A 21,835-nucleotide genomic window follows, 5' to 3' on the forward strand; every position below is an offset into this window, starting at 1 on the left:
ACCAACCCACTGCGGCGCGCGACAGGCGTACGCGGTCACGGGGAAGGCCCCGTCCGGCGCGCCGGACGCACCGAACCTCCGTATCGTCTGGTTCATACGCTTTGCGTCACCTTGCAACGATCCCACTCGACGGAGGTCCCCCGCATGTCCACGCCCGTCAACGTCGCCGTCGTCTACTACTCCTCCACCGGCACCATCGCCACGATCGCGAAGGCGATGGCCGAGGATGCCGAGCGGGCCGGGGCGCAGGTGCGGCTGCGCCGGGCGGCGGAGCTCGCGCCGCAGGCGGCCATCGACTCCAACCCGGCGTGGGCGGAGAACGCCAGGGCGACCGCGGACATCCCCGAGGTCTCGCCGGACGACCTGGTCTGGGCGGACGCGGTGATCTTCGGTACGCCGACCCGGTTCGGGAACGTCACCGCCCAGCTGAAGCAGTTCCTCGACACGCTCGGCGGGCTGTGGCAGTCGGGGCAGCTCGCCGACAAGGTCTACAGCGGCTTCACCTCCACGGCCACCGCCCACGGCGGCCAGGAGTCCACGCTGCTCGCGCTGTACAACACGATCCACCACTTCGGCGGCATCCTCGTCACCCCCGGGTACACCGACCCCACGAAGTTCGTCGACGGCAACCCGTACGGCACCTCGCACATCGCCGGGCAGGGCGACCTCCCGGTCGGCGAGCAGACGCTCACCGCCACCCGCGTACAGGCCGAGCGGGTCGTGAAGTTCACCCGGGCCATCAAGGCGGGCCTGGCCGCCGGGAACTGACCCCGTCCACGTCACCCGCAGGCACCCGCGCACGCGCACCGACCCCCGACGGCCGAGAGAAGGGCTTCCCCACCATGCCGCTCCACCGCGGTGCCCACCCGGAACAGGACGAGCCCTCCGACGAGCGGCGCAGGCTCGCCCTGAACCCGTTCTTCGGCGAGGCGGACCCGACGGCCGCGATGAACACCGCGCCGCCCCGGCACCGGCTGCCCGAGGGGCCGCTGCCGCCGCTGACGGCGTACCGGCTGGTCCACGACGAGCTGATGCTCGACGGCAACTCCCGGCTCAACCTGGCCACGTTCGTCACGACCTGGATGGAGCCGCAGGCCGGCGTCCTGATGGGCGAGTGCCGGGACAAGAACATGATCGACAAGGACGAGTACCCGCGCACCGCCGAGCTGGAGAAGCGCTGTGTGGCGATGCTCGCCGACCTGTGGAACGCGCCTGATCCGGCGGCGGCCGTGGGGTGTTCGACCACCGGGTCGAGTGAGGCGTGCATGCTCGCGGGGCTCGCCCTGAAGCGGCGCTGGGCCAAGCGGAACGCGGACCGCTACCCGGCGACGGCGCGGCCCAATCTGGTGATGGGCGTCAATGTGCAGGTCTGCTGGGAGAAGTTCTGCAACTTCTGGGAGGTGGAGGCCCGGCAGGTCCCGATGGAGGGCGGGCGCTTCCACATCGACCCGCAGGCCGCCGCCGAGCTCTGCGACGAGAACACCATCGGGGTCGTCGGCATCCTCGGCTCCACCTTCGACGGGTCCTACGAGCCGATCGCCGACCTCTGCGCGGCCCTGGACGCCCTCCAGGAGCGCACAGGACTTGATGTCCCGGTCCATGTGGACGGGGCGTCCGGCGCGATGGTGGCTCCGTTCCTCGACCCGGAGCTGGTGTGGGACTTCCGGCTGCCGAGGGTGGCGTCGATCAACACCTCGGGCCACAAGTACGGCCTGGTCTATCCGGGGGTCGGCTGGGCCCTGTGGCGTACGTCGGACGAGCTGCCGGAGGAGCTGGTCTTCCGGGTCAACTACCTGGGCGGCGACATGCCGACGTTCGCGCTGAACTTCTCGCGGCCCGGGGCGCAGGTGGTCGCGCAGTACTACACGTTCCTGCGCCTCGGGCGCGACGGCTACCGAGCGGTCCAGCAGGCCTCCCGGGACGTGGCCTGCTCCCTGGCCCGCGCTGTGGAGGACCTCGGCGACTTCCGACTCCTCACCCGGGGGGACGAGTTGCCGGTGTTCGCGTTCACGACGACCGCCGAGGTCCGCACGTACGACGTCTTCGACGTGTCGCGCCGGCTGCGGGAGCGCGGCTGGCTGGTGCCCGCGTACACCTTCCCCGCCAACCGGCAGGACCTGTCGGTGCTGCGGGTGGTGTGCCGCAACGGCTTCTCCTCGGACCTGGCCGAGCTGCTGGTCGAGGACCTGAAGCTGTTCCTGCCCGAACTGCGGGCGCAGAAGCACCCGGTGAGCCATGACCGGACGGCCGCTACGGCCTTCCACCACTAGCCTGCCCCGTCCTGTCACAGCTCGGCCGAAACCCGGGCGGGGCGCCTCGGCGCTGCTGTAGGTTCCCTGCCATGTCCACGAGCAGAGACCTGGAGAACCCCGAGTCGCGGTTCTCCGCGATACTCGGAAGCGCCGCGCGGCTTCCGGGCGTTCGGATCGACCGGGCCTCCTATCTGCGCAGGGCTCTGGCCCGCCACTGCACCGACGCGGAGGTCCGGAGGGCGATCGAGCTGAGCCCCGCGGCGGCCGGCATCCCCCTGGAGGTCCTGGACCGGATTGCCAACGAGTCCATCAACTACGAGACCGCCAAGGTGAGCGCCTTCTCCGCGGCGACGGGCATGCCCGGCATCCTGGCGCTTCCCGCCACGGTGCCGGCCGACCTGGCGCAGTACACCGGCCATGTGCTGCGCATCGCCCAGAAGCTCGCCTACCTCTACAGCTGGCCCGATCTCTTCTCCGAGGACGCCGACCTCGATGACGCGACCAGGAGTGTCCTCACGCTCTTCGTCGGTGTGATGTTCGGCACCCAGTCGGCGAACACCGCGGTCGGCAAGGTGGCGACCATGATGTCGCGCGAGGTCGCCAGGAAGCTGCCGCAGAAGGCGCTCACCCAAGGGGTCGTCTACCCCGTGGTCAAGAAGGTCGCGGGCTACCTCGGCGTCCAGATGACGAAGCAGACCTTCGCGAAGTCCGTCTCGAAGGCCATCCCGGTCGTCGGAGCCGTGGTCTCCGGCGGGCTCACCCTCGCGACCTTCCGTCCCATGGCGAAGCGGCTGAAGAACCACCTCTCCGGTCTGGACCTGGCAGAGCCGGCGCCCGGCGTGGTGATCGGGGAGGTCGTCACGGTCCACGACTCCCCGCTCCACGATCCGGGCCGGACCGCCTGACGCACGGACCCCGACCCGCCGCTACCGGCTGAGCCGCGCGAACTTCCGTACGGCCAGCGGGAAGAACACCGCGATGATGGCCACCGGCCAGAGCACCGCGAGGAGTTCGGCGTGCTCCGCCGCCCACGAGCCGGTCGCGCCGCCGGGGTTGCCGAACAACTCCCGTACGGCGGTGGCGGTCGCGGACATCGGGTTCCACTCGACCACCGCGCCCAGCCAGCCCGGCATCGACGCGGGGGTGGCGAAGACGTTGGAGAGGAAGCCGACCGGCCAGACCAGGATCTGGACCGCCGTGACCATCTCCGGCCTGCCCGCCACCATGGCGAGGTGGATGCCGACCCACAGCATCGCGAACCGCAGCAGGAGCAGCAGCCCCACCGCCCCGAGCGCGGCCGCGGCCCCGTTGTGCCAGCGCCAGCCGACCGCGTAACCGACCCCGGTCATCACGGCGAGCGAGAGAACCGACTGGAGCATGTCCGCGGCGCTGCGGCCCACCAGTACCGCGCCGGGGACCATCGGCATCGAGCGGAAACGGTCGATGACGCCCTTGCCGAGGTCCTGGGTGACCGCGAGCATCGTCGCCTCCAGCCCGAAGGCCATCGTCAGCGCGAGCATCCCGGGGACCAGGTACTCGGTGGGGTCGCCGGACACGCCCCGGCCGCCGCCCACCAGATAGGTGAACATCAGCAGCAGCATCACCGGGAACACCAGGTTGACGAGGACCGCCACGGGCTGCCGGGCCCAGTGCGCCAGTTCGCGGCGGGTCATCGTCCAGGAGTCGGCCAGCGCCCAGCCCAGCCGGGAGGCCGCCCCGTCCGGTCCGGGGGCCGCCGTCGTCGTCGCCGCACTCATGCCGCCACCTCCGCCTTCTCCGCCACCTGCGCGGTGGCCGGTTGCCCGGTCAGGGAGAGAAACACCTCGTCCAGGGTCGGGCGGCGCACCGCGATGTCCTCCGCCTCGATGCCCGCCTCGTCCAGCACCCGCACCGTCCGGGTCAGGGCCGCCATCCGGTCCGGGGCCGGCGCGCCGATCCGCCGCCGGTCGGGGTCGAGCGTCAGGTCCTCGCCGCCGAGCAGCGCCGCCGCCTCCGCCAGCCGGGAAGCGTCGCGCAGGACGATGTCGATCCGGTCGCCGCCGACGCGGGCCTTGAGCTCGTCGGGGGTGCCCTCGGCGACCGCCCGGCCGTGGTCGATGAGGGAGATCCGGTCGGCCAGCTGGTCCGCCTCCTCCAGATACTGGGTGGTCAGCAGCACCGTGGTGCCGCCGCCGACCAGGGACCGCACCGCGTCCCACACCTCGGTGCGCCCGCGCGGGTCGAGGCCGGTCGTCGGCTCGTCCAGGAACAGCACGTCCGGATCGGTGATCAGCGACGCGGCCAGGTCCAGCCGTCTGCGCATGCCGCCGCTGTACTGCTTGACCGCCTTGCGGCCGGTGTCCGCCAGGCCGAACCGCTCAAGGAGTTCGTCCGCCCGGCTGCCCGCCCGGCGTGCGCCCAGGTGGTACAGCCGCCCGAACATCTCCAGGTTCTGCCGCCCGCCGAGCTGTTCGTCCACCGCCGCGTGCTGCCCGAGCAGCCCGATCCTGCGCCGCACCTCGCCCGCCCGCTCGCGGACGTCGAGGCCGGCCACGGTGACCCGGCCCGCGTCGTGGCGCAGCAGCGTCGACACGATCCGTACGGCAGTGGTCTTGCCCGCCCCGTTGGGGCCGAGCACCCCGTGGACGGTGCCGCTGCCGACGACCAGGTCCAGTCCGTCCAGGGCGCGTTTCTCCCCGTACCGCTTGTGCACTCCGTCCATGACGATCGCTTCCGTCACGTTCCCCGCCGCCCTTCCACGCCTTCGCAACCCTCGTAGTCAAACTTGACTAGCAGCTCGAAGGTAAACCCAGGACCGGCATTCGTCAAACTTGATTAGTCGTTGTCCCCGGGGTCGGGCACACCGGTGGCGTACGGGTTCTCCTCACCCTCGGCGAGGACCCCGACGAACGGGTCACCCTCGCCCGCGAAGGTGTACGCGCCGCCCTCGATGCGGGCGATCAGGCCCCGGGTCCACTCCGCGCCGCTGTCCGCCGAGTGCACCCACAGGTTCATGATCTCGCCGATGTGACCGAGGGATTCAGGCCCTTCCTCGGGGGTGTAGTACTCGGTGACCGCGTCCCGCCACTCCCGGATGCCCTCGATCCGCTCCTTGAGCAGGGCGACCGCCTCCTCGCGGGGCAGGTCGACGATGAAGCCGACCGCCGCCGAGAGGACGTCCATGTTCCGGTCGTACGAGCGGATGGCGTCCCGGAGCAGGGCGCGGTACTCGTCGAGGCCCGCCTCCGTGACCTCGTACTCGGTGCGCGGCGGGCCGCCGGCCGTGGACGGGGCCGTCTCGTGCGCGAGGAGCAGTCCTTGCTTCGCCATCTGCTTCAGGGCGTGGTAGATCGACCCGGGCTTGGCGTTGGACCACTCGTGCGCGCCCCAGTACTCCAGGTCGTTGCGGACCTGATAGCCGTGCGCGCGGCCGTGCATGCGCACCGCGCCGAGGACCAGCAGCCGGATCGCGGACATGACACTCCTTCGTATTCAACTTTGACTAGGGTAGCCCCGCCCGCTTGCGTCCGGGCGGCAGGTGTGCCCTCGCATCCGGACGGCGGGGGCCAGCAGGGCCGCGACCAGGCATCCCGCCGCCAGAGCGGCCCACACCACGTCGTAGCTGCCGAACGCGTCCCGGGCGGTGGCACCGAGGAACGCCGATGCACCCGCGCCCAGTTGGTGGGCGGCGTTCGTCCAGCCGAAGACGACGGGCCCGTCCTCCCCGTACACCCGGCGGGCCAGCTCGATCACGGGCGGCACGGTCGCGACGTCGACGAGCCCGTAGACCGCCGTGAACAGGAGCATCGGCACGGTGACCGTCGAGGCGAACACCAGGGGCAGGGCGAGGAGGGTGAGCGCGCGGACGGCGAAGCAGACGGTCAGCACGCGGAGCGGGTCGAACCGGTCGGTCAGCCAGCCGGCCGGCAGCGCGCCGAGGGCGGAGAAGATCCCGATCAGGGACAGCAGCGAGGCCGCCGCCGTGGCCCGCATGCCGTGATCGTGCGCGGCGGGCGCCCAGTTGGACCACATGATGCCGTTGGTGGACGCCCCGCAGAGCGCGAACACCCCGGCCAGCAGCCAGAAAGGGCCGGTGCGCGCCGCCCCCAGGAGCACCTTCAGCGTGCGCGCCGCCGCTCCGGCGGCAGGGGGCGGCTTCGCCACGAACTCCGTTGCCCCGTACGGCATCACGCCCGCCTCGGCCGGGTGGTCGCGCAGCAGCAGGAACACCAGGGCGGCCACCGCCAGGGCCACCAGCGCCAGCGTCACCACCGGCGGACGCCAGCCGTGGTGGTCGACGGACCGGGCGAGGAGCGGGAGGAACAGCAGCTGGCCCAGGTGGCTCGCGGAGCTGAGCGCGCCCGTCACCAGCGAGCGCCGCCGGTCGAACCAGCGGGCGGTGAGCCCGGCGGCGAACGTCATGGTCAGGCAGCCGCTGCCGAGGCCGATCAGCACACCCCAGTACGCGACGAGTTGCCAGGGCCGCGTCATCACCCCGGTCAGCAGTGCCCCGGACGCGACCAGCAGCAATGCCCCCATGACCACCCGGCGGGCCCCGATCCGGTCCATCAGCGCCGCCGCGAACGGGGCGGTGAGGCCGAAGAGCACCATGTTCACCGAGGCGGCGAGCGCGATCTGCCCGCGCTCCCAGCCGTACTCCTGGTGCAGCGGCGTCACCAGCAGGCCGGGCACGGTGGTGAACGCTCCCGCCGTGACGATGGCCGCGCCCGCGACGGCGGCCATCAGCCATGCGCGGTGGATACGGGCGGACGGGGTCGTGGTCGAAGTCGAGGTCGATGAGGCCATGGAGTCAGCGTCGCGAGCGGGCCCCGCCCTCACGAGTGTCCCGATGGACCAGGTGCGCAAGGATATGGCCATGACGGTCTTCACCCACCCCGGCCGGCACCGCGTCGCCGTGCTCGCCCGCGCGGTCCTGCTCCCCATCGAGCTGGGCATCGTCCACCAGCTCTTCGGCCAGGCCCGGCAGGGGGCGTCGGCCGACGGCGAGCCGTTGTACGAGGTCGCCACCTGCTCCCCCGCGCCCGGCGACGTGCGGACGGACGGCGATTTCACCGTGGCCGTCGCGCACGGGCCCGAGGCGCTGGCCGAGGCCGACACGGTGATCGTCCTGTCGTCGTACGAGGACTACGTCCAGGAGACGCCCGCGCTACCGGCCCCGCTGGCGGAGGCCCTCGCGCTGATCCGGCCCGGGGTCCGGGTGGCGTCGATCTGCACCGGTGCGTTCGTGCTGGCCTCGGCCGGGCTCCTCGACGGGCACACGGCCACCACGCACTGGCGGTACACGGAGCTGTTCGCCCGGCTCTTCCCCCGGGTCGGGCTGGACCCGGACGTGCTCTACACCGACGGGGGGTCCGTCCTGACCTCGGCGGGGTGTGCCGCCGGGATCGACCTGTGCCTGCACATGATCCGGTGCGACCACGGGACGGCCGTCGCGAACGACGTGGCCCGGCGCACGGTCGTACCGCCCCACCGCGAGGGCGGCCAGGTGCAGTACATCCGGCGGCCGGTGCCCGGGCGGTCGGCCCCGGGGACCTCGGCCGCCCGCGACTGGGCGCTGCGGCGGCTCCAGGACCCGATCACGCTGGGGCAGTTGGCGGCCCGCGAGTCGATGAGCGTTCGGCACTTCACCCGGCGGTTCCGGGACGAGGTCGGCCTGACGCCCATGGCCTGGCTGACCCGGCAACGTATCGAACTGGCACGGGAGTTGCTGGAGGAGTCGGACACGCCCGTGGAGCAGGTGGCCGCGCGCACCGGGCTCGGTACGGCGGCCAATCTGCGCCGGCACTTCCATGCGGCGCTGGGCGTCTCGCCGAGCGCCTACCGCACCACGTTCCGGGGACCCGCGACGCCTACCCCGTGACGTACCGTCAGTACGGGAAGACCGAGCGGCCGTGCTGGATCGACATCCACCGCTGTGTGGTGAACGCCTCCACCACGGCTTCGCCGTTCAGCCGCCCCACTCCGGACGTCTTCTCGCCGCCGAACGCGACCAGCGGATCGTCCTGCACGGTGGAGTCGTTGACGTGGAACATCCCGCTGACGATGCGCTGGGCGAACTTCACACCGCGCTCCGCGTCCCGGGTGTGGACCGCGCCGCTGAGGCCGTAGGGGCCCTCGTTGACGATCCGGACGGCCTCCTCCTCGCCGTCGAACGTCATCAGCAGGGCCACCGGGCCGAGGATCTCCTGCTGAAGCAGCGGGGAGTCCTCCGCGAGGCCCGTGAGGACGGTCGGCCCGACGACGTTGCCGACGGTCCGGCCCCGGACGAGGGCCGTCGCACCGTCCGCGATCGCGCGGTCCACGAGGGCGTCCAGCGCGTCGGCCTGGAAGGCGTTGATGACCGGCCCGATCCGGGTCTCCGGGTCCCTCGGGTCGCCGGCCCGGAGTGCGGCCACCTCGGCGGTGAACTTCCCGGTGAACTCCTCGGCCACCGAACGGTCCACCAGGATCCGGTTGGCCGCCATGCTGACCTGCCCCTGGTGCAGGAAGCGGCTGAAGACGGCGGACCGGACCGCGTAGTCGATGTCGGCGTCCTCCAGCACCACCAGGGCGCTGTTTCCGCTCAGTTCGAGGATGGTCCGCTTGAAGGCGCCGGCCGCCGTGGCGGCGATGTGCCGGCCGACCCGGTCGGATCCGGTGAACGAGATCACCCTGGGCACGGGGTGCTCGATGAACGCGTCGCCTATCTCGGCGCTGTCGGTGACCACCACGTTGAGCAGCCCGGCCGGAAGTCCGGCGTCCTCGAATATCTTCGCGATCAGACCGCCGCCGACGACCGGGGCGTTCTGATGGGGTTTCACGACGACCGCGTTGCCGAGCGCCAGTGCGGGTGCGACGGACTTCATCGTCACCAGGAAAGGGAAGTTGAAGGCGCTGATGACCCCGACGACGCCGACGGGCAGCCGGTAGAGCCGGTTCTCCCGGCCGTCCCCCACGGCGGGCAGCAGGCGTCCGGTGGGGCGCAGCGCCTGGCGGATCGCCTCGCGCAGGAACTCGGTGGCGCTGTCGACCTCGTACCGTGCGCGCGGCCGGGTGCCGCCCAGCTCGTCGATGATCGCCTCGGTGATCTCCTCGGCGCGCTCGCCGGTGATACGGAGCGCGCGTTCGAGGACGGCGCGCCGCTCGTACGGGTTGACCGAGGCCCATTCCTGCTGCGCCCGCTCGGCGGCCCGGTAGGCGCGGTCGACCTCCAGCGCGGTGGCCACGGTGACGGCGGCGAGTTTCTCACCGTTGTAGGGATTGAAATCGATGATGTCCCACGAGCCGCTGCCGGTCAGCCACTCGCCGTCGATGTACTGGTGGGCCAGTTCATGGAAGAAGGACATGCAATCCCTTACTGCAGGCGTTCGCAGACTCCTGATGCGACGTCATCGTAACGAGAAATTACGTCAGTTGGAGTAGTCCGCGCAGAAGATCCCGGCTCTCTTCCGGGGACGGGCTCTCCTGGGCGAGAGCCGCCATCGCCTTTTCGTAGTGCGCGACTTCTTCGGGCTTGTCCAGATAGAGCGCACTCGTCAGCTGCTCCAAATAGACGATGTCCGACAGATCGGATTCAGGAAAGCGCAGCATCGTGAATGCGCCACTCTCGCCCGCATGGCCGCCGTGGCTGAAGGGCATGACTTGAAGCGTGATGTTCGGCTGCTCCGACATATCGATCAGATGCCGCAACTGGGCACGCATGACCTCGCGTTCTCCGTACGGGCGGCGCAGCGCCGCCTCGTCGAGCACGGCGTGGAACGTCGGGGCGCGCTCCGAGACGAGGACCTTCTGGCGCTCCAGGCGCAGGGCGACGCGGCGGTCGATCTCGGCGGGCGAGGCTCCGCGCATCCCGCGCGCGACGACGGCGTGGGCGTACGCCTCGGTCTGCAGCAGTCCGTGCACGAACTGGACTTCGTAGATGCGGATGAGGGACGCGGCGCCCTCCAGGCCGACGTACGTCTGGAACCAGCCGGGCAGCACGTCGCCGTAACTGTGCCACCAGCCCGCCACATTGGCCTCGCGGGCCAGGCCGAGGAGGGAGTCCCGCTCCGCCTCGTCCGCCACTCCGTAGAGCGTGAGGAGGTCCTCGACGTCCCTGGCCTTGAAGCTCACCCGTCCCAACTCCATGCGGCTGATCTTCGATTCGGAGGCCCGGATCGAGTAGCCGGCCGCCTCACGGGTGATACCGCGCGACTCTCGCAGTCTCCTGAGCTGAGAGCCCAGGAGGATGCGCCGCACCACCGATCCACTCGACTCGCCTGCCGACACTGGTCCGACCCTCCCCATCGCCTTCCCTGGCACCCGGAGCCCCCCGAACCCCGACTGCCGGATTCTGCCACCAAAACGCTTCAGCCCGTACTCATTCGATTACGGAAATGGGAAGACGTCCGGAAAGCTCCGAAACTGACCTCGGGAAGAAATGCCCCGCAACCACCACGGTATCGGGCAGGTCCGGCGCGTGCACGTGCATCTGCCCTTGCATCTGCTGTGCGCATTCGGAACCATGGTCCCCGCGCACCTGCGTGCTCGTGTTGTGCCGCTGTACCCCCCGCAGTACCGCTACAGGCAGTGCCGCTACAGCCGCGAATCCCGGGAGTGCCTCGTATGGGGACGAATGGATCGACGATGCTCGAGCCGTTACGGCAGGGGCTTCCCCCCACCGACCCCTCAGGGGTTGCCGGATCGGCCTCGTGCGCTCTGCCCGCGCGTTACGAAGCGGTCGGCGGGGCACGGAAGTTCACCCGGACCACGCTGGAGCGGTGGGAGCTGGGCGACCGGTTCGACGATGTCGCCCTGGTGGTGTCCGAACTCGTCACCAACGCCCTGCGCCACGCGCTGCCCGGCGACCCTCCGCGGGAGTTCCCGGACCCGCCGGTGCGGCTGCATCTGATGCGGTGGACCTCGCGGCTGGTGTGCGCGGTGCGCGATCCCAGCCGGGAGAGCCCGGTGGCGGGCGAGGCGGCGGATTCCGCCGAATCGGGCCGCGGACTGTTCCTGGTGGAATGCGTCAGCGACAGCTGGGGCTGGCACCCCTCTCCCGTACCGCTCGGAGAGCTGCCTTCGGGACCGCTGTACGGCAAGGTCGTCTGGGCCCTTTTCCGGCTGCCGGAAAAGGCGGAGTAGGGCTCGCACGAGCCCCGGTCCGGTCCCTCGTGGACCGGACCCGGCGTCAGGCGCCTGCCGCGAGGTGGTCGAACTCGCCGTCCTTGACGCCCAGCAGCAACGCCTCGATCTCCGCGGGCGTATAGACGAGGGCGGGCCCGTCGGGGTGACGGGAGTTCCGCATCGCCACATTCCCTCCGGGCAGCCGCGCGAACTCCACGCAGGATCCCTGGGAGTTGCTGTGCCTGCTCTTCTGCCAGACGACTCCGCGAAGCTCTGTGGCCGCCATGCCGTTGTACACGTGGTGCACAGGACGCTCCCCGAGTTGCAAGGTGCAAGTGTCAACTAGCTCGGATCATAGCTCTGTTCATATGCCAATGCATGAGCAGATGCACGTGCACACGGGGTGTTCCTTTGATTACAAGACGAACGGCGCGCCTATTTCGCTCCCGCTTACCGGAGTTGACCGATGCGGACCTTGGTAACGTGGCGCGGTCTTTCGACCGGAAAACAGCAAGGGGGAACTCCACGTGACCAGGTCTCTACGCACCGGCGCGATCGCGGTGGCCGCGCTGGCCGCCTCGTTCGCGCTGACCGCCTGCGGCAGCGACGACGCGAAGAAGGATTCCGGCGCGGACGCGCCGGCGAGCGCGACGCCCGGCGCCGGTGGCGGCGAGGGCTCCGGGGAGTCCGGCGGGGGCTCCGTCGACGCCGCGGCGCTGGAGGGCACCTGGGTGGGGCTCACGGACGGAAAGAACGTCACCGTGTCCATCGCCGCCCGCAAGGTCGCCCTCGTCGCCGACAAGTCCGTGTGCCAGGGCGATGTGAAGGACATGGGCGGCGAGCCGATGCTCGCGCTGAAGTGCACCGACGGCGGCACCGAGCGCACGATGGGCGCGATCGACTCCGTCGACGGTTCGAAGCTGGTCGTCTCGTGGGACGGCGGCGCCAAGGACACCCTCGCCAAGGCGGAGGCGGGCAAGCTGCCGAGCGGCATGCCCTCGCTCCCCGACCTGGGGGACCTGCCGGAGGTGCCCGCGCCGTAAGGCACGCGCCTCGGAGCCCCGCGCCGTAAGGCAGCCGTCCGACTCGCCGGGGGCGCTCAGCTGTCGGCGAGGACGCTGCTGACGCGGGTGGAGCCGCCGCGCTCGTCCAGGGCGCGGGTGAACTCCTCCAGCGCGTCCAGGAGCAGTGCCGCGCCCCGGCGCACCACCGGGTCGCCGACCGGTGTCGTGCCGTCGTCCGCCGGGGTGGGCATGTCCCAGTGAGCCACCGCGTCCACCACCGGCTGCCAGTCGGGCAGCCGCCGCTCCCGTACGGCCTTGGCACCCTTCTCGGTGGCCCGGCGCAGCGCCTCGGCCAACTGGGCGGCGCCGGGCACCGGGTCGGCGGACCGGGCCGGCAGGTGGGCCTCCAGGACCATCGCGGACCGGCCCAGCTGGGCCAGCGCGTGCTGGGCGTCGGTGGCGGCGGCCCGGGAGATGCCCCGGTGGCGTACGGGTTCGTGCTGGGCGGTCGCCAGCGCCTCCTGCCACGCGACACGGGCCTCCCGGGTGGCGATCAGCGCGTCCCGGACGTCCTCGTCGTCCCGGGAGGCGGGGTCGGCGTACCGGTCGACGACCGTGGCGGCGTACCGGCCGTCCGCCACCAGCCACTCGGCCAGCCGGTTGCGCAGCCGCGGGGTCTCCCAGGCCGGGTAGAGGGCGTACGCGGCCATCGCGAGGAGTCCGCCGACGAGGGTCAGCACGATGCGTTCGGTGACGGTCTGGGACCAGTCGTCCCCGGCCATGCCGAGCAGGAAGACGACGTACGCGGCCACGCAGACCTGGCCGACCGCGTAGCCGGTGCCCATCAGCAGGTACATCAGCCCAGCGCAGATCACCGCGAGGAGCGCGGAGAGCCGGGCGTCGGGGTGGGCGGTCTGCACGATCGCGGTGGCGAGCCCGACCCCGACCAGGGTGCCGCCGAAGCGTCCGGCGGAGCGGGCGTACGTCTGCGAGAAGTCGGGCCGCATCACCATGACGGCGGTCATCGGGGCCCAGTAGCCGTGGCCGAGCGGGACCGCCTCGCCCACGAAGTAGCCGGAGACGGCGACCACCGCGACCCGGATCGCGTGGCGCAGGACCGGCGAGCCGTGGTGCATCTCGCGGCGCATCGCGGCCAGCACCACCGGGACCAGCTTCAGCAGCGAGGGCCGGTGCCGGGTGTCCGGGGCGAGGTCGGTGGGGATCCCGCTGTCGGTGCCGGTGCCCTCCGCGATCTCCAGGACGTCGTCGAGCAGGGCCGAGAGCCGGTCGGCGGCGCGGCGGGCGGGGCCGACGAGGATCACGTCGTTGTCCGGGGTCTTCAGGACGCCCAGGTCGGTGGCGGAGAGGTGGACGGGTTCGCCGTACCGGACGGCCCGCGCTGCGGCGTCCAGGACCGATCCGGCCGCGCCCAGCAGCTCGTTCACCCAGAGCCGCTCCAGGCCGTCGCCGGGCACCCCCATCGCCGGGTCCGCCAGCGAGGCCAGCACCGGGCGCAGCCGCTCGGCCACCCCACGGGCCCCGCGCAGCTCGGCGGGGCGGCGGCGGGCCTCGCGCGGGGTGACGGCGGCGGCGCTGCGGGCGGTCATCAGGGGCAGCGGGTCGAAGGGGGCGACCGGGTCGTGGCGCAGCCGGCGGGCGTAGTCGGCCTCGGCGGCCAGGGCGTCGGCGAGCGCGTCGCGCTGGGCGCCCCATCTGCGGACCGGGAAGAGGACGATCAGCGCGGCCTGCACGAGGCCGCCGACGGCGATCATCCCCGCGTGGGCGGCGGCGTCCACGACCGAGGTGGGCAGGGTGATCGTCACCAGCATGATCGCGACGTTGGACGCGGCGATGATGCCCGCCGTGGGGCCCGCGGCCCAGGCGAGCCCGGCGAGGAACGTCCAGAGGCCGAGCAGACAGAGGAAGAGCACGACGTGCGCGCCGCTGACGTACCCGACGAACGTCGAGACGGCGAGGCTCGCCCCGGAGACCAGGGCGAGGACGGGGCGCGGGCGCCAGCTGCGCTGGAAGGTGGCGATGGCGGCCTGGAACGCGCCGAACGCGGAGCTCGCCGCGATCTCCGGACCGAACAGCACGAGGCCGGCGCCGATGACGAGGGCGAGTCCGGCCGCACCGCGCAGCGCGATGAGGGGTTCCAGTCTCTGCCGCTCGATCTCCAGCCCCGAGCGGGCGGTCTCCTTCAGCGCCCGGAGCCAGCTCATGGGCCGAGCCTAACGGGGCAATCACGGACAAGCCCGACTTACGCCGTGATTTCCCCGTCGGGTCGATGGGACGCGCCGCCTCGCGCACCGCCCACGCGGGCCCGGTCGGCGGCCTCGGTGCCGTGCGTCCAGCCCGCCAGGTCGGAGACCCCGCGCAGCCGGGTGGTCGTGGTCCTCGGGAACATCCGCTCGGCGGTGTCGGCGACCGCGACGTCCCGGGCGGCGAGGACGGGAAGCAGCCCGCCGCCTGCTCCTGCCGTGCCGGTCCCGGTGTCCGCCTCCGCCGTGATCCGCTCGGCGTCGGCGGCCAGCCGGCGGCCGAGGCGCTGGGCGTACCCCATCCAGAACGCCTGCCGGAAGGTCTTGGTCCGCTTACGGCCTCCGGCGCGCTGTCCGGCCTCCGCCCGGGTCATCGCCGTCGTCCCCTGGACGAGCAGCGAGGTGAACAGCAGCTCGACCGCCTCCAGGTCCGCATCGAAGCCGACGACCGTGGAGAAGCCGAGGTCCTCGTTCCACACGGCCCGGCAGCGGTTCGCGGAGGCCACGGCGTCCAGCAGGACCGCCTTGGCGCTCTCGTACGGGGGCTCCACCCCGATCCGGCAGGCCCCCGGGGTCTCGCGGCTCCGCGTCCGGGCGGCGAGGAGGGCCTCGTCGATGGTGTGCCGGGCCATCAGCTCCTGCGCCTTGGTGGTCAGCGCCTCGGCCTCCTCCGGGAAGCCGGTCGCCTCCGCCTTCGCCAGCAGCGCCCGGATCCGGGTGAGCATGCGGGGCTCGTCGGCGGCGGGCGGCCGGTGCAGCTGGTCGGTGGCGGCGCCGGGCGGCGGTCCCACGGGCTCGATGGCGGGCAGCCGCAGCAGCACCCGGTAGAGCTCCAGCAGATCGGCGGCGTAGGAGAAGCGGTCGGGCCGGTTGCGGGGCACGGACTCCGGCAGCCCGGCGAGCTGCCGGGTCCACCCGGGCGGCAGCTCCGCGTACCGGGCGGTCTCGGCGGCGATCAGGGTCCCGGCCAGCGCCGCCCGCCGCTCGTCCAGCTCCCGGCGGACGAACCGGACCAGGTCGGCGGGGTGCCAGCCCCGCTCCCACGCCCGGCGCACGAACTCCTCACCGCGCCGGTGCGCCTCGTCGTCGGCGTCCGGGGCGGCGGCGAGCAGGGACGCACCGGTGTCCAGGGCGGCGTCGCCCTCCGCGTAGAGGGCCGCCGCGCACGCCCGGTCGATCACGGATTCCATCCCGCCAAGGGTAGGCGCGCGGCTCCCGGGCGTTGTCAGTGGCGGGTGCCAGACTCGCACCCATGACCGAACGGTGGGCGGTGGCGGCCGCGGACGGGGGCGGGGCGCTGCTCGCGCCGCTCGCCGGCGACGGCACGCCCGCCGGTCCGGTCGTCGCCGAGCCCGACCTCGTCGAAGCGGTCCGCTCCCGCCCCGACGTGGTGCGCTGGGTGTGGCGGTCGACCGCCGCGGTCTACCCGCGGCTGCTCGCCGCCGGGGTCCGGGTCGAGCGGTGCTACGACATCGAGTGCGCCGAGCTGCTGCTCCTCGGCCACGCCGGGCGGCTGGGCGAGCCCCGGTCGGCCGCCGCCGCGCTGGCCCGCCTCGACAGCGGGCCGGTTCCGCCCGATCCGCCCGCCCGGTCCGCCGAACCGGGCGCGCAGTCCTCCCTCTTCGAACCGTCGTCGGGGACCGGTGTGCCGTTCGAGGGGCTCCTGCGGGTCTACGCGGACCAGCTGCGCCGCCATGACGCGGCGGAGCACCCGGACCGGATGCGGCTGCTGACCGCGTCGGAGTCGGCGGGGATGCTCGTGGCCGCCGAGATGCACCGGGCCGGGCTGCCCTGGCGCGCCGACGTCCACCGGGAGCTGCTGAACGGGCTGCTGGGCGAGCGGTACGCGGGCGGCGGCGAGCCCCGCAGACTCGCCGAGCTGGCGGACGAGGTGTCGGCGGCGTTCGGCAGGAGAGTCCGCCCGGATCTGCCCGCCGATGTGGTGAAGGCGTTCGCGCAGGCCGGGATCCGGGTGAAGTCGACCCGGCGGTGGGAGCTGGAGGAGCTGGACCATCCGGCGGTCGAGCCGCTGATCGCGTACAAGAAGCTGTACCGGATCTGGACCGCGCACGGCTGGTCCTGGCTCCAGGACTGGGTGCGCGAGGGCCGCTTCCGCCCGGAGTACCAGCCGGGCGGTACGGTCAGCGGCCGGTGGACGACCAACGGCGGCGGGGCGCTCCAGATCCCCAAGGTGATCCGGCAGGCCGTGGTCGCCGATCCGGGGTGGCGGCTCGTCGTCGCGGACGCCGACCAGATGGAGCCCCGGGTGCTGGCGGCGATCTCCCGCGACCGGGGGCTGATGGAGGTGGCCGGTCATGACGGCGACCTCTACGAGGCCCTGTCCGACCGGGCGTTCTCCGGCGACCGCGAGCACGCCAAGCTGGCGCTGCTCGGCGCGGTCTACGGCCAGACCTCCGGGGACGGACTGAAGAACCTGGCCGCGCTGCGCCGCCGCTTCCCGCTCGCCGTCGCCTATGTCGACGACGCGGCGCGTGCGGGCGAGGAGGGCCGCGTGGTGCGGACCTGGCTGGGCCGCACCAGCCCGCCGGTCGTCTCGGCGGGCCAGGACGAGGAGGCGGGCATCCCCCAGGAGGACCCGGAGGGCGCCGGTGACGCCGGAGGCCCCGCCGGGTCCGGGGGCGGCACGGCGCGGGCCCGGGGGCGCTTCACCCGTAACTTCGTGGTGCAGGGCAGCGCGGCCGACTGGGCGCTGCTCCTGCTGGCCGGGCTGCGCCGGTCCCTCTTCGAGCAGGGGCTGCGGGCGCAGCTGGTGTTCTTCCAGCACGACGAGGTGATCGTGCACTGCCCGGCCGAGGAGAGCGCCGCCGTCGCCGAGGCGATCCGCGCGGCGGGCGAGCTCGCCGGGCGGACCGCTTTCGGCCGGACGCCGGTGCGGTTCCCCTTCACGGTGGCGGTGGTGGAGCGGTACGCGGACGCGAAGTGACAGCCGGAAGAGTGCCCCGGGCCGCCGCGGACGGCGCCCCCCGGCCTACCGCTGCTGGAGCTTCGGCCACTCGGGGCTGAGGACGAGGGCGATGAGCTGGTCCATGGTGAGCGCGGGCGCCTTGCGGGTGGCGGGGCTCGACTGCTCGCCGGAGTTGAAGGCCGAGACGAGGACCCGCATGCCGTCCGGGCGCATGCTGTCGGCCGTCCACATGACGACCCCCGATCCGCCCTTCTCGCCGGGCTTCTTCGAGGTGGCGAGCAGCGTGCCGTCGGGCAGGGTGGTGGCGTCGCCGTAGAGGTCACCGACGGAGTCCCGCATGTCCTGCTGCACATTGATCTGCACGAGGGACCGGCCCTTGCCGTCGTCGACGACGACCGAGGCGAACTCGTCCCCGCTGTCCGTCTCGTCCGTCACGGTCAGTCCCTCCGGCAGCAGCGCGCGGAAGGTGGGCATCAGCAGCGTGTAGTCGAGCGGCGGCGCCGGAACCCCGGCGTCGTGCGTTCCGCGCGAGGGGGAGCCCGGGTCCGGCGAGGGCTGACCGGTGCCCGCCCCCGCCTTGGGGGTGGCGGTGGCGGACCCCGTCGTCGGCGCGTCCGAAGGCGTGGGGGTGCCCTTCGCGGTCTCCTCGGGCTCGGCCGTCGGCGTGGGCGTGGCGGCGTCGGTGGGGGTCTCCGCCGTGGGCGTCGCCGTCTGCGCGACCGGGGCGCTGCTTGCGACGTTCACCCCGCCGCCGGAGGAGCCCAACTGGCCGGTGGCGAACGTGACTCCGCCGCCGACGAGGGCCAGGGTCAGCACGCTTCCGGCCACGGCGGCGACGCGGCGGCGGCGCACGGTGCGCCGCCCCTGTTCCAGCGCGCCGTCCACCAGGGTGGCCCGGCCGGACAGCTCGAAGGTCTCGCCGGCACGGCGCATTTCCGCACCGAGGCTGCCCTCGAACGGGTGATCGTCTTCGCTGGGCATTTCACTGGGCATGGGGAACCACCACTTCTCGTACAGATATCGGATTGCTCGACAGTTCTGGGGCCGCAGGGGCCGAGGGGAGGGCGCGCGTGTGTCAGCGGGCGGCGAACTCCGCGATGCTGCAGCCCAGTTGCTCCCGCAGCCGCCCGAGCACCCGCACGCAGCGGGTCCGCACGGCGGCCGGGCTGACCCGGAGGGCGGCGGCGGTCTCCTCGATGCTGCGGTCCTCCCAGTACCGCAGGACGACGACCGCGCGGTCCTTGGGCGCCAGTTGGGACAGGGCCCGCATCAGCGTCAACCGCAGCGCCGGGTCGTCGCGGTCGGCCGAAGCGCCCTCGGGCAGTTCGGCCAGCGGGCGTTCGCTCGCGGAGCGGCGCCGCCGATGGGTGAGGAAGGTCCTCACCAGCACGGTCTGCGCGTACGCCGCCGGGTTGTCGATCCGGCGGGCGCGGCCCCACGTCACGTACATCCGGCTCAGCGTCTCCTGCACCAGATCCTCGGCGAGATGCACATCGCCGCTGGTCAACAGGCAGGCCGAGCGGAACAGATGACCGGCCCGGCCGGCCGCGAACACTCTGAACTCGTCGGTACGCGCAGCCTTCATGTTCTCCCCCGTCAGTCCACGTTCCGCCCTTCCTCCTCTACGACGCGACGGGGCCGGGCGAATGTTTCAGGCGCTCCGCGGAGACTTTTTCCCGGCCCCACGCGCAGAAGCGCCCCGTTCACGCGCCGGACGGCGTGAACGGGGCGCGGGCGGTGGTGCGCTCGCTGTCTCTGTCGTCTACCCGCGTTCCCACAACGCGGGGACGTGCGGCGGCTCCCAGCCGGAGACGGCCTGGTGCGCCTGCAGACAGCGGTAGGCGACCCCGCCGTAGGTCACGCGGTCGCCCGCGCGGTAGGAGGTGCCGGCGGCCCAGCTGGTCCCCGGCTCGGTGGGTGGGTCGGTGGGCGGATCGGTCGGACCGGGCGTCTGGGCGACGTCCAGGACGAAGTCGAAGGTGCCCTGGCGCCCGTTGCCCACGTTGCGGACGTTCATCAGCAGCCGGGGGTTGAACAGGGCGTCGGTGTTGTTGCGCGGCTCGTTCGGGAAGTACAGCTGGGTGGTGAGGATGCGGCCGCCGGGCGCCTGCGCCTTCACGTGGATGTGGCGCGTCCGGCCCGGGTAGAGGCCCGGCACGATCGTGGTGAGGCTGAACGAGCCGTCCGCACCGGTGAACTGGTGCCCCCGGAAGTCGAACCGGACCATGTCGTAGGCCCCGTTCGTGTCCGCCTGCCAGAAGTCGAGCAGGGCCCCGGAGACGGGCCGGCAGGCCCGGCCGAAGACGTAGCCGCTCACGGTGAGCGGTACGCCGGGGGTGCCCGCGGTCACCAGGCTGGTGCGGCGGGGCGAGTTGGGCTTGAAGTACGGGCCCTCCATCTGCGGCGGCGTCGTGTCGTCGCCGTCGTCGCACTCCGGGGTGAGGGCCAGGGGCCCGTCCCCGGTGGCGGCGGCGTCCCGGGCGAGCGCGACGCCGCCTCCGGCGAGCAGGGGCGCGGCGCTCGCGACGAGCGCGGCCTTCAGGAGACCTTTGCGGCTGATCCGCCGCCGGTCCCCCGACGCCTCGTCGGACGCGTTCGGCTCGTGGGGGGTTGCGTTGTCCATTTGTGGGGTCATGACGTTTTCCTCGGAGTCCTCGGGGGGCCTCGGCGCGGGGAGGCGGGAGGCGGGGAGGTTCAGGAGGTGCTGTTACGGGGGTGCCGGGCCGGGTCCGGGGCGGCCGGGTCGCGCCGGACCGGGCCCGGGGCGGTCAGATCCGCTGCCAGAGTGCCGGGACGGCCGCGGGGGTCCAGCCGGGCTGGGCCGTGTGGGCCTGGAGGCAGCGGTAGGTCGCTCCGCCGTACGTCACCGTGGCTCCGGCGGCGTACGCGGTGCCGGCCGCCCAGGTGCCGCCCGGCGGGTCGGTCGGCGGGTCGGTCGGCGGCGTGGTGGGCGGGTCGGTGGGCGTACCGCTGGTGACCAGGGTCAGCCCGTACGCCTGGAGCAGCGGGTTGAGCGGCTGGAAGTACGTCGTACCGCCCGACGAGCAGTTGCCCGAGCCGCCGGAGGTGACGCCCTGCGCCTGGTTGCCGGAGATGTACGAGCCGCCGGAGTCGCCGGGCTCGGCGCAGACGCTGGTGCGGGTCACGCCGGAGATGGTGCCCTCCGGGTAGGTGACGCTGGTGTTGAGCTGCTGGATGGTGCCGCAGTGCCAGCCGGTGGTGGAGCCGGAGCGGCAGACCGAGGCGCCGACGACGGCGGCGGTGGAGCCGGCGACGGTGACGTCGCCCCGCCCGTAGCCGTTGACCGTCGGGCGCGGGGTCCAGTTGGCGTTGGTGGCGACCCAGGCGTAGTCGCGGCCGGGGAAGGTGGAGCCCTGGAAGGTGCCCTGGGCCTGCTGGTTGAAGCCGTTGGTGGTGGTGCCGACCCGGCCGCAGTGACCGGCGGTGGCGAAGCCGTTCTGGGTGCCGCGCTTGACGGAGAAGCCGATGGAACAGCGGCCGGAGCCGTTCATGTAGTACGCGTCGCCGCCCCGCAGGTCGGCGAAGGTGCGGGGCTTCTCGGCGGAGCGGGCGACGGTGACGAGGGCGCTGTCGACCCCGGCCGCCTTGAGGAACGCCGTTCCGGCGGCGGTGCTCGCCGCGTTCACGACGACCCGGTTGGCCTCGACGTCGACGTACCAGACGGGCACGTCCTTCGGGGCCTTGCGCAGCGCGACCCTGTCGAGGGCCTCCTTGACCCCTTCGAGCCGGTCCAGGCTGTGGCCGACGACTTCGGCCTTCGCCCCGGCCTCGGTGATCCGGGCGGTCTGGGAGGCGTCGGTGGTGGCGACGGTCAGGGCCGCCTTCGCACCGCTGACCCGGGCTCCGGCGTAGCTGGCGCCGAGGGACTTCTCCAGCCCTGCGGCGACGGCGGCGGCGCGGTACTCGTTGGCTATCCGGCTCCGGGCGTCGTCCGCGTCCAGACCGAGATCGCGCTCCATGGCGGCCAGCAGCCCGGGCGACAGGCTGTCGGCGGAGACCGGCGGGGCGGTGGTGCCCGCGGGGCCGGCGGATGCCACGCCGGTCAGCCCGGCGAGGGCGAGCGCACCCACGGCCACCGTGGCGGTGCCGGCGACGAGGGCGCGTCTGCGGAGCGTGGTTCTCTCCACGTGACTCTCCTTGGTTCAAGGGGGGTCCGGATCCGGCGGGGTTGGTCCGGACCAGGGAATTGCCGAAACCGTAGCGGCGGTGGCGCCCGGCACAGGAGATCCCGTTCACCCCCTCCCTCCGCGTTATGGGGCCGGCCGCCCCCGTGAGACGGGGAGGAGA

At 72.7% G+C, this 21,835-nt stretch carries 20 protein-coding genes; 7 read left to right on the plus strand and 13 right to left on the minus strand.

The annotated features are described in order from the left end of the window. Positions 1-144 precede the first annotated feature (144 nt). The 3 genes from wrbA (at position 145) to IE140_RS33325 (ending at position 3,157) form a co-directional block, all read left to right on the plus strand. Positions 145-768 (plus strand): NAD(P)H:quinone oxidoreductase, encoded by a 624-nt coding sequence (gene wrbA, locus IE140_RS33315; RefSeq protein WP_032766441.1) that lies wholly within the window; start codon positions 145-147, stop codon positions 766-768. 74 nt (positions 769-842) lie between these two features. Next, the gene (gene gad, locus IE140_RS33320; protein ID WP_109179099.1) at positions 843-2,270 is read left to right on the plus strand and encodes a glutamate decarboxylase; all 1,428 of its coding nucleotides are present in this window, start codon (positions 843-845) and stop codon (positions 2,268-2,270) included. A gap of 71 nt (positions 2,271-2,341) precedes the next feature. Next, a complete protein-coding gene (locus IE140_RS33325; RefSeq protein WP_109179100.1) occupies positions 2,342-3,157 on the plus strand; it encodes a hypothetical protein in 816 nt (271 codons plus the stop codon). A gap of 21 nt (positions 3,158-3,178) precedes the next feature. Here IE140_RS33325 and IE140_RS33330 read toward each other — a convergent pair whose 3' ends face one another. The 4 genes from IE140_RS33330 to IE140_RS33345 form a co-directional block, all read right to left on the minus strand. Continuing rightward, complete coding sequence (locus IE140_RS33330) at positions 3,179-4,009, minus strand: ABC transporter permease (protein ID WP_150194919.1); 831 nt, start codon at positions 4,007-4,009, stop codon at positions 3,179-3,181. After that, positions 4,006-4,971, minus strand: a complete 966-nt coding sequence (locus IE140_RS33335) for an ATP-binding cassette domain-containing protein (RefSeq protein ID WP_150194916.1) — start codon at positions 4,969-4,971, stop codon at positions 4,006-4,008. The genes IE140_RS33330 and IE140_RS33335 overlap by 4 nt, the downstream gene beginning before the upstream one ends. A 95-nt stretch (positions 4,972-5,066) precedes the next feature. Further along, positions 5,067-5,708 carry a PadR family transcriptional regulator gene (locus IE140_RS33340; RefSeq protein ID WP_150194914.1) on the minus strand — a complete coding sequence of 214 codons (642 nt, stop codon included), beginning with the start codon at positions 5,706-5,708 and terminating at the stop codon, positions 5,067-5,069. Between the two features lie 15 nt (positions 5,709-5,723). Continuing rightward, entirely contained in the window at positions 5,724-7,037 is a 1,314-nt protein-coding gene (locus IE140_RS33345) for an MFS transporter (protein ID WP_229827008.1), read from the minus strand. A 64-nt stretch (positions 7,038-7,101) separates the two neighbouring features. Between IE140_RS33345 and IE140_RS33350 the strand changes: the two genes are divergently transcribed. Continuing rightward, on the plus strand, positions 7,102-8,112 hold the full coding sequence (locus tag IE140_RS33350) for a GlxA family transcriptional regulator (protein ID WP_229827010.1): 1,011 nt from the start codon (positions 7,102-7,104) through the stop codon (positions 8,110-8,112). A gap of 7 nt (positions 8,113-8,119) precedes the next feature. On the opposite strand, the gene IE140_RS33355 is transcribed toward IE140_RS33350, so the two are convergent. Together IE140_RS33355 and IE140_RS33360 are read right to left on the minus strand one after the other, a co-directional pair. After that, complete coding sequence (locus tag IE140_RS33355) at positions 8,120-9,577, minus strand: aldehyde dehydrogenase family protein (RefSeq protein ID WP_093445342.1); 1,458 nt, start codon at positions 9,575-9,577, stop codon at positions 8,120-8,122. Positions 9,578-9,635: 58 nt separating this feature from the next. Then, positions 9,636-10,499 carry a Sco1979 family transcriptional regulator gene (locus IE140_RS33360; RefSeq protein ID WP_093445341.1) on the minus strand — a complete coding sequence of 288 codons (864 nt, stop codon included), beginning with the start codon at positions 10,497-10,499 and terminating at the stop codon, positions 9,636-9,638. A gap of 357 nt (positions 10,500-10,856) precedes the next feature. Between IE140_RS33360 and IE140_RS33365 the strand changes: the two genes are divergently transcribed. Then, a complete protein-coding gene (locus tag IE140_RS33365) occupies positions 10,857-11,354 on the plus strand; it encodes an ATP-binding protein (RefSeq protein ID WP_150194912.1) in 498 nt (165 codons plus the stop codon). Positions 11,355-11,400: 46 nt separating this feature from the next. On the opposite strand, the gene IE140_RS33370 is transcribed toward IE140_RS33365, so the two are convergent. After that, positions 11,401-11,643, minus strand: coding sequence for a DUF397 domain-containing protein (locus IE140_RS33370; protein ID WP_003968242.1), 243 nt, complete (start codon positions 11,641-11,643; stop codon positions 11,401-11,403). Between the two features lie 220 nt (positions 11,644-11,863). On the opposite strand from IE140_RS33370, the gene IE140_RS33375 reads away from it, so the two are divergent. After that, positions 11,864-12,379 carry a hypothetical protein gene (locus IE140_RS33375; RefSeq protein ID WP_109179108.1) on the plus strand — a complete coding sequence of 172 codons (516 nt, stop codon included), beginning with the start codon at positions 11,864-11,866 and terminating at the stop codon, positions 12,377-12,379. A 56-nt stretch (positions 12,380-12,435) separates the two neighbouring features. Here the strand turns inward: IE140_RS33375 and IE140_RS33380 are convergent, their stop codons facing one another. Together IE140_RS33380 and IE140_RS33385 are read right to left on the minus strand one after the other, a co-directional pair. Continuing rightward, positions 12,436-14,562, minus strand: coding sequence for an FUSC family protein (locus IE140_RS33380; protein WP_150194910.1), 2,127 nt, complete (start codon positions 14,560-14,562; stop codon positions 12,436-12,438). Between the two features lie 38 nt (positions 14,563-14,600). Continuing rightward, positions 14,601-15,791 carry a DUF2786 domain-containing protein gene (locus IE140_RS33385; RefSeq protein WP_150194908.1) on the minus strand — a complete coding sequence of 397 codons (1,191 nt, stop codon included), beginning with the start codon at positions 15,789-15,791 and terminating at the stop codon, positions 14,601-14,603. A 62-nt stretch (positions 15,792-15,853) separates the two neighbouring features. On the opposite strand from IE140_RS33385, the gene IE140_RS33390 reads away from it, so the two are divergent. Further along, positions 15,854-17,545 carry a bifunctional 3'-5' exonuclease/DNA polymerase gene (locus IE140_RS33390; protein WP_150194906.1) on the plus strand — a complete coding sequence of 564 codons (1,692 nt, stop codon included), beginning with the start codon at positions 15,854-15,856 and terminating at the stop codon, positions 17,543-17,545. A 45-nt stretch (positions 17,546-17,590) separates the two neighbouring features. On the opposite strand, the gene IE140_RS33395 is transcribed toward IE140_RS33390, so the two are convergent. The 4 genes from IE140_RS33395 to IE140_RS33410 form a co-directional block, all read right to left on the minus strand. Continuing rightward, positions 17,591-18,508 (minus strand): RodZ family helix-turn-helix domain-containing protein, encoded by a 918-nt coding sequence (locus IE140_RS33395; protein ID WP_189460972.1) that lies wholly within the window; start codon positions 18,506-18,508, stop codon positions 17,591-17,593. Between the two features lie 94 nt (positions 18,509-18,602). Further along, positions 18,603-19,112, minus strand: a complete 510-nt coding sequence (locus tag IE140_RS33400; RefSeq protein WP_150194902.1) for a SigE family RNA polymerase sigma factor — start codon at positions 19,110-19,112, stop codon at positions 18,603-18,605. Positions 19,113-19,289: 177 nt separating this feature from the next. Then, positions 19,290-20,150, minus strand: coding sequence for a dioxygenase family protein (locus IE140_RS33405; RefSeq protein ID WP_150194900.1), 861 nt, complete (start codon positions 20,148-20,150; stop codon positions 19,290-19,292). Between the two features lie 145 nt (positions 20,151-20,295). Beyond that, positions 20,296-21,675, minus strand: coding sequence for an alpha-lytic protease prodomain-containing protein (locus IE140_RS33410; protein ID WP_128808030.1), 1,380 nt, complete (start codon positions 21,673-21,675; stop codon positions 20,296-20,298). Positions 21,676-21,835: the final 160 nt, after the last annotated feature.

This window comes from Streptomyces parvus (genome assembly GCF_014648875.1).
Taxonomy (GTDB): Bacteria; Actinomycetota; Actinomycetes; order Streptomycetales; family Streptomycetaceae; genus Streptomyces; species Streptomyces parvus.

Bases quoted from the DNA above. Each gene is read 5' to 3' on its own strand.
- wrbA (WP_032766441.1), top strand. From the start codon at position 145: ATGTCCACGCCCGTCAACGTCGCCGTCGTCTACTACTCCTCCACCGGC.
- gad (WP_109179099.1), top strand. From the start codon at position 843: ATGCCGCTCCACCGCGGTGCCCACCCGGAACAGGACGAGCCCTCCGAC.
- IE140_RS33325 (WP_109179100.1), top strand. From the start codon at position 2,342: ATGTCCACGAGCAGAGACCTGGAGAACCCCGAGTCGCGGTTCTCCGCG.
- IE140_RS33330 (WP_150194919.1), bottom strand. From the start codon at position 4,009: ATGAGTGCGGCGACGACGACGGCGGCCCCCGGACCGGACGGGGCGGCC.
- IE140_RS33340 (WP_150194914.1), bottom strand. From the start codon at position 5,708: ATGTCCGCGATCCGGCTGCTGGTCCTCGGCGCGGTGCGCATGCACGGC.
- IE140_RS33345 (WP_229827008.1), bottom strand. From the start codon at position 7,037: ATGGCCTCATCGACCTCGACTTCGACCACGACCCCGTCCGCCCGTATC.
- IE140_RS33350 (WP_229827010.1), top strand. From the start codon at position 7,102: ATGGCCATGACGGTCTTCACCCACCCCGGCCGGCACCGCGTCGCCGTG.
- IE140_RS33355 (WP_093445342.1), bottom strand. From the start codon at position 9,577: ATGTCCTTCTTCCATGAACTGGCCCACCAGTACATCGACGGCGAGTGG.
- IE140_RS33365 (WP_150194912.1), top strand. From the start codon at position 10,857: ATGCTCGAGCCGTTACGGCAGGGGCTTCCCCCCACCGACCCCTCAGGG.
- IE140_RS33380 (WP_150194910.1), bottom strand. From the start codon at position 14,562: ATGAGCTGGCTCCGGGCGCTGAAGGAGACCGCCCGCTCGGGGCTGGAG.
- IE140_RS33385 (WP_150194908.1), bottom strand. From the start codon at position 15,791: ATGGAATCCGTGATCGACCGGGCGTGCGCGGCGGCCCTCTACGCGGAG.
- IE140_RS33390 (WP_150194906.1), top strand. From the start codon at position 15,854: ATGACCGAACGGTGGGCGGTGGCGGCCGCGGACGGGGGCGGGGCGCTG.
- IE140_RS33395 (WP_189460972.1), bottom strand. From the start codon at position 18,508: ATGCCCAGCGAAGACGATCACCCGTTCGAGGGCAGCCTCGGTGCGGAA.
- IE140_RS33400 (WP_150194902.1), bottom strand. From the start codon at position 19,112: ATGAAGGCTGCGCGTACCGACGAGTTCAGAGTGTTCGCGGCCGGCCGG.
- IE140_RS33405 (WP_150194900.1), bottom strand. From the start codon at position 20,150: ATGGACAACGCAACCCCCCACGAGCCGAACGCGTCCGACGAGGCGTCG.